Origin of the sequence: Sulfurihydrogenibium sp., from assembly GCF_027448985.1 — a bacterium.
Classification (GTDB): domain Bacteria; phylum Aquificota; class Aquificia; order Aquificales; family Hydrogenothermaceae; genus Sulfurihydrogenibium.
In genome coordinates, this window is the sequence record NZ_DAIDMN010000074.1 from 1 (window position 1) to 6,893 (window position 6,893).

6 protein-coding genes are annotated in these 6,893 nt (G+C 29.1%); all 6 read right to left on the reverse strand.

Translation table 11 applies throughout. The annotated features are described in order from the left end of the window. Window positions 1–45 precede the first annotated feature (45 nt). The 6 genes from NE054_RS06525 to pelF all read right to left on the reverse strand — a co-directional run bounded on the left by NE054_RS06525 (window position 46) and on the right by pelF (window position 6,808). Entirely contained in the window at window positions 46–531 is a 486-nt protein-coding gene (locus NE054_RS06525) for a tetratricopeptide repeat protein (protein ID WP_297889975.1), read from the reverse strand. Further along, complete coding sequence (locus NE054_RS06530; RefSeq protein WP_297889977.1) at window positions 532–1,725, reverse strand: hypothetical protein; 1,194 nt, start codon at window positions 1,723–1,725, stop codon at window positions 532–534. Then, window positions 1,670–3,850, reverse strand: a complete 2,181-nt coding sequence (locus NE054_RS06535) for a polysaccharide deacetylase (RefSeq protein WP_297889979.1) — start codon at window positions 3,848–3,850, stop codon at window positions 1,670–1,672. Before NE054_RS06535 ends, NE054_RS06530 begins: the two co-directional genes overlap by 56 nt. A gap of 105 nt (window positions 3,851–3,955) precedes the next feature. Beyond that, a complete protein-coding gene (locus NE054_RS06540; RefSeq protein ID WP_297889981.1) occupies window positions 3,956–4,393 on the reverse strand; it encodes an endo alpha-1,4 polygalactosaminidase in 438 nt (145 codons plus the stop codon). Then, window positions 4,359–5,729, reverse strand: a complete 1,371-nt coding sequence (pelG, locus tag NE054_RS06545; RefSeq protein WP_297889983.1) for an exopolysaccharide Pel transporter PelG — start codon at window positions 5,727–5,729, stop codon at window positions 4,359–4,361. Before pelG ends, NE054_RS06540 begins: the two co-directional genes overlap by 35 nt. Beyond that, complete coding sequence (pelF, locus tag NE054_RS06550) at window positions 5,717–6,808, reverse strand: GT4 family glycosyltransferase PelF (RefSeq protein WP_297889985.1); 1,092 nt, start codon at window positions 6,806–6,808, stop codon at window positions 5,717–5,719. Before pelF ends, pelG begins: the two co-directional genes overlap by 13 nt. Window positions 6,809–6,893: the final 85 nt, after the last annotated feature.

A 6,893-nucleotide genomic window follows, 5' to 3' on the forward strand; every position in this document is an offset into this window, starting at 1 on the left:
TCCAGTGGTAGTTTTACTTTATGATACCACTGGAGGTTTTTTATTTCATCTTTTTTTCGAATTGGAAATTAGGGTTTCTTCTATAATTTTTTTTGCAATATCAAACCGATTAACTACTAAGGACAAATTAAATATCTCTTTTTTTAGGTTTTCGTCTTTGGTAAGTTGATAAAGTCTAAGATAGGACTCTAAGCCTTCTGTTGGTTTTTTATTCCAAATAGCAATTTGACCAAATGTTTTCAACCAGTAAGGATCATTTGGAAAAAGTTCTAGGGCTTTTTTTGCTACTTCATAAGCATTATCTAAGTCTTGATTACCTAAAAATGTTTGAACCAAGAGTTTTAATAATTCATTGTCATAAACAGAGAAAGATTTTTTTAATTGTTTTTTTTCTTCAAAAAATTTTTTATTGGAGGTATTTTTAATTTCAGAATAATTTTCTTGCTTTGGTTTTGTTTGTACCGATATATCTTCTATTTCTAAACCAATAGCTGGTAGAGAGATAAAAGGAATTAGCAACAACCTTTTCATTTATAAACCTCTTTCCTTTATTTCTAGGGCTATTTTGTATGCAAATTTAGAGTCTCCTGTTGCTAAAGCTGTTTTTAAAATAAATTTGGCCATCTCTTTGTCATTTAAAAAATCTTGGTAATAAGAATTTAAAAAGATTTTTAAATTATCAAAATCTTTACTCCATGATAAAATTTCAACAGCTTTTTTAAATAGTTCCTTTCGCTTTTGTGGATTTTTTTCATTTAAAAATGCTTGGTTGTAAAGGTTGAAGGCTTCTTTATAATTTTTCCCCATTAAGTATATATTCGCCATTTTTTCAAGCCAGATGTATCGATTTGTAATATCTCTCTGATAAAGATTTTTTAGCAATGCTAAAGCTGATTTATAATCTTTTGTATAAAGGAGTATATCTATTATTTTTTGGTTGTATAAAGCTGAATTTTTTCTATCCTCTATAGATAGGATTTCAAGGGCTTTTATTGCCAAAGTGTAATCTTTTATTGATACAGATATATTGTAAAGTTCATTTAACCATTTTACTTTATTTTCTTTATCTATACGGTATAATTCAGTAGCGTACCTTTGTGCATCTTTAAAATTACTTATAGCTAAGGCTTGTTTGTATGCTTCTGTTAACCAGTATTTACTGTTTTTACTCAATACCACAGCCTTTTTTACAGATTGGTATGCAACATCAATAAAAGCCATAGATAATGCTTCTTTATAAATTTTTTGTATGGTCTCTAAGTTTTGAGTTGAATTTAAGCTATCTATCAGTAGTTTTTTCATCTGTATTTTTAAAAGTTCTTTTTTATCATCAGGAGTGTCTTTAGCAAAGTATTCTGATTTTAAAATTTGGTATCTTAAAACTTTTGCTTTGGAGTTTATTTCCTTATTTGGACTTTTTTCTAAAAAGTTTAAAATAGGTATAGCTTTATACTTGTATCCTAATTTTATATATCTCTCCGCAAGTAGTAGTCTTAATTGGTCGTTATTGGTTATCCTAATTAAATTTTCCAAGTATATATTGGATAATTCTATATTTGTATCTTCCTCAAATACCAATTTTTCTATTTTTCCTTTTGGAAAAATTATAAACGATACGATTAACACTACTAAAACAAACCCAAATATTTCCTTATAACTAAAAATTTCTTTAGTTGCAGTAGGCTTCCACATAGGCTTCTTTTTCTGTTTTATATCTAAATTCATAAGTATATCCTGCTTTTTGAGATTGATTATAATTTTTTGGAGTTACTTCTAATTTACAGTTTCGGTTGTAAAGTTTAAACTCTAAAGGTATATAGCTTTTTAGTTTAAATGAGACTTTTTTTCCTTCCTTTTTAAAATCTGTTATCTGCCCATTAGAATCTACAAGATAAAAATCCGGAATTTGACTGTTAAAAACAAATTTATAATCTCCTGAGTTGTCAAGATGAATATATGTTGAGTTGTTTATCTGTTTAAAGCCAACGACTCCTTTACTGTTGAATATATCTGGATAAGTCTGTTTATCAAATCTTAAAGTTTTTAGGTTTCCTTCTCCTCTAACAACTAAACTGTCATCTCTTACATCTTCAGCTATTGCGGTGTTTCTAAACTCTAAAACTCTTTGAGCGTACTCTGACAAAAACATAGGATTAACTTCATTAGATAAAGCATAGTTGTAAATTTCCTTAAGAGCTTTTAAGGATGCCAACTTTTGTCCTGAATAAAAGTGATAGTAAATTGCCATAGGTTTGAATCTGTAAGGTTTGTCCGTTAGTTTAAAGGTATCTATAACATTTATATAGTTGTAGTAATCTTTCCATAAGTTTGTATAAACGTTTTCATTTTGAATTGGGGCGTACACCTGAAAGTAATCATTTCTATTTATACCCATTGGTCCTATTAAACTAAAATATGGATTTTTTGAATCAATTGTAGTGTCTCCTCCGTTGACGTTGTATATGCCTATTTTATAAGTAAGTTTTAAAGCATTTTCTGAAGGAATACAATCACCTGTCCATAGGAAAACTTTTACTTTTTTATCTTTTGGAGTGAGTTTTTTATTTATATAATCAACAGAGCCTATTATTTCTCTTTCTAAGGAAAATTTATAATTCTTGATTGGTAAGCTGTATCCTTCTACTTTATCTAATTCTTCATCTATTCTTTCAATCTCCTGCCATTTATAAGGATGTGAATATGAGTGACTTGCAGGTTCTACATTTTCCAAAGAGAATATTGATTTTGCTATTTCCTCCAACTTTTGGCTTTTTTCTGGATAGAGTCCTTCCGGTGATATTTCTCCTTCTATTATTGAAACTGTATGAGGTATTTTATATTTTTTTAGTATTTCATCTCTTATAATCTCACCAAGATTCTTAGATGGGTCAAAATCAGCAACTCCAAAAAAAGCATCTCCATCTATGTGAGCTGTCAAAATTCTTCTTCCATTTTCAGTGGTAATATCTAACGCTGGAAAATCCGGATTTAAAACATCTCTAAATATTTTCACTGGGTCAAACACAAAAAAAGAGTTTTGCCCCATATTCCTTAAAAAACTTCCCTCTAAAGCGTACCCACCCCATTTTGTTATAGCAAAAGGTACGAAAATTTTATCTTTGACTTTTACAGTTAAAATAGCTTCTCCTTCTGTTATGTTTACTATAGGAACGTTGCTAAAATCCGGATTAATTTCGAAAAAGTTATATTTACTGTTTATCACTTGAAATTTATCAAAAATTGAAGCTGATTGATTATAGGAAATACCAAGTGGCTCTAAAAGTTCTTCAGATACTGGGAAAAAGTCAATAAAAAATACCTTTAAACCATCGTCTATTTGCTTTTCAATCCATTTTATAAATGTTCTTTCATCATTTACTTTGGATAGCCTTACTAAAATACCTGCGAATTCATCCGCTAAAAATCTATCAGGTAAACCTTTTTGTATATCGTATAAAACAGGTATATATCCTAAATACTCTACATACAACTGATAAATACGATGAATTTCAGAATATGCTGGGTCGTTTTCTTTAGAGTCGTAAAACATAAGAACTCTTCTTGGTTTTAGTTGATATATACTCGTCCCAACTGTTTGTAAATTTTTGTCAGTTATATAGGGTATAAATCCAAGGTCATATATTTTCTTAGCTACTTCTTTTGCTAATTTTTTATCTTTTGGGTTTACATAATCTATAACAATCACTTTTACTCCTAAACTTTTCACATAATTTAATTTATCTAAAAGCCACTTTGTATCTTCTTCTTTCATCTTTTTATATCTCATCGTACTAACGTCCAGACCATAAAAAAGGCTTTCCGCAACTAATCCATCTATAATTCCAACCAAATTATCTACTATTTCAAATCCTCTGTTTGTTAAAATGATTTTGTTTGGATACCTCTTTTTAACTTCTTTTATAAATTCTACTTGAGCTTCTTCATAAGATTTAAATTATTGTGGCTTTAAAACCTGTTGATAACTATCCATGGTATCGAAGAAAAATCCGTCGTATCTGTTTAATTTATTTAAAACTTTGTCTAATAAAAATTTTTGATATTCTTTGTTTCTTATATCAGCTATGTAAGTTTTCCATGCTTTGTTTTCCCCTAAAATCCATTCTTTTTTTATATCTTTGTAATAGTTTCTATAAGGCTCTATCTCTCCAAGGGATAAGTACGCTATGATTTTGGATTTTTTCTTTTTTATATAAAACTTTTCATCAAACTTCTCCCAAGAAAAGGTATCTGGGTCCAAAATTAACCAATCAAATAGATAAAAAGCTTCCTCTGGTGGTTCTTTGTAAATAAAACCTACTGAAATATCAGCAAAAGCTTTATTTAAAAAACCAAAAAAACTAATTAAGCATAAAAGTTTGGTAATGAATCTCATTTAAAAACCTCCTAAGTAGTAAAATGGAAATTACATTACTAACAAGGAGAGAAAAAACAAAGCCATAACCATAAAAGTAAGGACCTAGAAAAACTGTTATCAAAGAAAAAAGAAAGTTGGTAAAGACAAAAATTAATGAAGAAAACATAACTTCTATTCTTCTATCAAAATAATTTAGTATAGCAAGGATACACATAAAAACAAGTTGTAAATAAGTTCCAAGCATTAGTATGTGAAGAAGAGGAATGTAAAGTAAAGAGATATTAAAAAGTTTTAATAAAAATGTATCAAAAAGAAGAAATATAACAAAGGCTATTCCTTGAATTCTCATAATATCTAATATTACATTTCTAGCAGAGAGTATCATCTCATCACCATATTCGTATATTTTAGGTAATGTAGCACCTTCTCTTACCGCCCTGTAGTATTTATCGTAATATTCAGCAAACTCTGTTTCAAGTTTCAAGAAAAATACAGCCATACCTGGAGCAATTGATATATACGCTAAAAACATTGGAATATCATAAACAATAGAAGCCCTGATTGGACCGATTATTTGTATACTTGTAAAGGGTGTAAACCAAAAAACAAATTTGTCTATCCAAACACCTAAATTATAAAAAAACCCGGAAAAAATCAACGATACAAAAATTTGTTTTCTATCAAAAAAATCAAATCTAAATAGTTCGTCTGAGTCATGATTTTTTATCATATATCCAAGTAATAAAAAATAAAGCAAAGCTTGACCCAAGAAAAAAGAAAGTAGTAAGCCATTTAATCCAAAGGAAACTAAAAAGAATGCTAAAATCAGGAATGTTAAATACCCAACAAGAAAAGAAAAAACAATGAATTTATAACTTTTAAAGCTTGTTAAAACAATGTTTACAATCCATAAACCACAGAATATAGTGAAGTTGAAAACATATAAAATTATAAATATTGGTCCTTGCTGTTTAAAAGCTAAAATAGAAAATATTAAAGATAGTAAAAATCCAACACCCATATTTAAAACCATATTGCCTAAAAGGTTAGGCAGTATAAGGTTATACTTCCTTTCAAAAATTCTATCTGCTATAAATCTTGTTATCATAAGTTGGGAAAATCCTGTCAATATCAAACTAAAAGCTACAAGATATGTTAGTATTACTTGAAACTGAATAATAATTTTTTTATCTGCTACCAATGGACTAAGAAGATAATAAGACAAAATTATTGTTAAGACAGAAATAAGATAGGGACCAGCACTTAATACTGTAGAATACCCAAAAGCTTTTGCAATGGAGGTTATAGTTTTTTCTCGTAATACTTTTCTCAGTTCAAAACTTATACCTGCCATTTTTCTTTAATCTCCGTATAGATTTTCCTGTAATTATCTAGAAACTGTTTTTTGGTATAAAAAGTGTTAACTCTTTTTATAGCTGATTCTTGGCAGGATTTATATAGATTCTCATCTTCTAAAAGCTTAATGTATGCTTTAGCTAACTCTTCTGGATTTGCTATTGGAACTACCTCTCCGGCTTTGCCAATTTTTATATCTTCTTCGTTTAGTCCACCGTATATAAGTTGCCTACATGAACCAACGTCTGTCGCAACACAGGGAACTCCGGCGGCAAAACCCTCTAAAATCACCAAAGGCATACCTTCACTTATTGATGTTAATGTTAATATTCCTGTTTTAGGAAAGATATCTTTCGGGTTTTGAAATCCTAAAAATTTTACATTATTCTCTAATTTGAACGTTTCTACTAAATTTTTACATTCTTCAAAGTAGTCTGGGTCTTCATCAGTAGGTCCAACTATCCATCCTTCTGTGTCTGGCATCTTATCACAAACTATTTTCATAGCTTTTATAAATGTTTTTATGTCCTTTATAGGAACAACTCTCCCAAGTAATGTTATTACTTTTGGTGTTTTTTTAGGTCTTTTTTCTATCAATTTGGAATAACCCTCTACATCTACTCCATTTGGTATCACTATACATTTTTGAGGGTCTGCTCCATATGATATTTGAATTTCTCTTGCTGTTGAAAAAAGAGATATAATTAATGTACTTGCTTTATATATAAATCTTCCAATGCTCTCAAAAAATCTAATCCACAGATTTTTTATATGGTCAAGTTCACCTATATCTTTTTGGAAAAACAGTCTTTTATCCACAAGCCAGTCAGTGTTAAGCAAATCTATTTTTCTTTCTTTTGTGTAGATTCCATGTTCCGTTAAAATAAAAGGTTTTTTCCTATCGTATGATAACAAAGATGCCAAAAATCCAGCGTATCCTGTAGAAGGACTGTGAATAATATCAAAATCTGGCACATTTTTAGCTACATTAGCAACCTCAAATATGGGAGCATGTATATTCCTAATTGTCCAAAAATAATCTATAAATGGAGTTTCTACTGCATACTTTGAATACATATTTATTATAAAACCCTAATTTCCAATTCGAAAAAAAGATGAAATAAAAAACCTCCAGTGGTATCATAAAGTAAAACTACCACTG

Coding starts and splice junctions, on each gene's coding strand:
- NE054_RS06525 (WP_297889975.1), bottom strand. CDS start 531: ATGAAAAGGTTGTTGCTAATTCCTTTTATCTCTCTACCAGCTATTGGT.
- NE054_RS06530 (WP_297889977.1), bottom strand. CDS start 1,725: ATGAATTTAGATATAAAACAGAAAAAGAAGCCTATGTGGAAGCCTACT.
- NE054_RS06540 (WP_297889981.1), bottom strand. CDS start 4,393: ATGAGATTCATTACCAAACTTTTATGCTTAATTAGTTTTTTTGGTTTT.
- pelG (WP_297889983.1), bottom strand. CDS start 5,729: ATGGCAGGTATAAGTTTTGAACTGAGAAAAGTATTACGAGAAAAAACT.
- pelF (WP_297889985.1), bottom strand. CDS start 6,808: ATGTATTCAAAGTATGCAGTAGAAACTCCATTTATAGATTATTTTTGG.